The sequence below is a fragment of the Paenibacillus sp. FSL H7-0331 genome, from assembly GCF_001956045.1.
In genome coordinates this window covers 1-1,158 of record NZ_MRTH01000141.1, presented here as the reverse complement: position 1 = coordinate 1,158, position 1,158 = coordinate 1, and the positions used below count along the sequence as shown (strand labels likewise).

Annotated in this window: 1 protein-coding gene; it reads right to left on the bottom strand. The window is 46.9% G+C overall.

Translation table 11 applies throughout. The features are described from left to right. Positions 1-33 precede the first annotated feature (33 nt). Positions 34-1,074 carry an IS630 family transposase gene (locus tag BK127_RS42155; protein WP_076238581.1) on the bottom strand — a complete coding sequence of 347 codons (1,041 nt, stop codon included), beginning with the start codon at positions 1,072-1,074 and terminating at the stop codon, positions 34-36. Positions 1,075-1,158: the final 84 nt, after the last annotated feature.

Genomic DNA, 1,158 nt, shown 5'->3' with positions numbered 1-1,158 from the left:
TAATTAAAATGATTATATAAAACGCAATTAAGATTATAACCTAACGAGCAGTCGATCAATCGTCTTCAATGGAAGCTTATTGATTCGCTGCATGAATTGACCTACATGTAGCTTAATTCGATAAAACTTTTCGAAAAACACATTGTTGATGACGTCTGCCTTGAGCCAGAGCCATAGTCCTTCCACCGGATTCAAATTGGGGCTATACGGCGGTAAAAAGACAAGTTGTAGGCGAGGATGCTTCTTTAAAAAAGGCTGTAAGTCAGTTGCATGATGAATCCGGCTATTGTCCAGGACCATGGCGATCTTTCCCTTTGGATACGAGGCAAGCAGATCTTCCAAGAACCGAATCCAGGCTGCGACATCCGCTTTTTCTTCTTCTCGATGGTGCACTTGCCCGGTTTCATAATTGATCGCTCCAAACAGCTTGGCGCCTTCATGCTTGCCATACGTGGGCACTTTGCGCTGTCTGCCGCGCGGAAACCAACTATACTGCAACGCCTGATAGGAACGTATCATCGATTCGTCCTCGAACAGCAGGTGGTCGATGTTTTCCTCTTCCACTTGCTTTTTGAGCCGGGCAAACGTGTGTTTTCGGAAATAAGCTTGCGCCTCCTCGTCCGCTTTAGCTAGCGTATAGGTCGCTTTGGTAAAGCTGAAGTTCATCCGTTTGAGCATCGTACTGATCCCGCGTACGCTAATCGTCTGACCGAACTCACGCTGAATCCATTCCGCTACCAAGGGCAATGTCCATGTATAGCGGGCTTCAAAGCCAACATCGGCAGGTTGTTCCTGCTCTAGCATAGCTGCCAGTTGCTGCCGTTGTTCTTCGGTCAGTTTAGGTGGTTGCCCTGGAGAATGATCCATCTCCAAGCCTTCGATACCTTGTTCCTGATAGCTTTGCCAATAGCTGCTGATCGTCTGGCGAACGCGGCCAAGCAACTGAGCGATCTCTGCGAAGGAGTGACCCTCCAGACGAAGACGGACGGCCAAGTATCTTTCGTACAACCGTTTTTCTGATGTTTCTTTCATGGCTTTATCCAAGCGTTGAATCTTTGCTGTATTCCTATTCATCTTCATCGCCACCTCGGGGTTTTTTATATAATTACCCCATTTGGCGACTTGTTAATTTCTTAGTTGCGTTCTATATAGCTTGAA

Coding starts and splice junctions, on each gene's coding strand:
- BK127_RS42155 (WP_076238581.1), bottom strand. CDS start 1,074: ATGAATAGGAATACAGCAAAGATTCAACGCTTGGATAAAGCCATGAAA.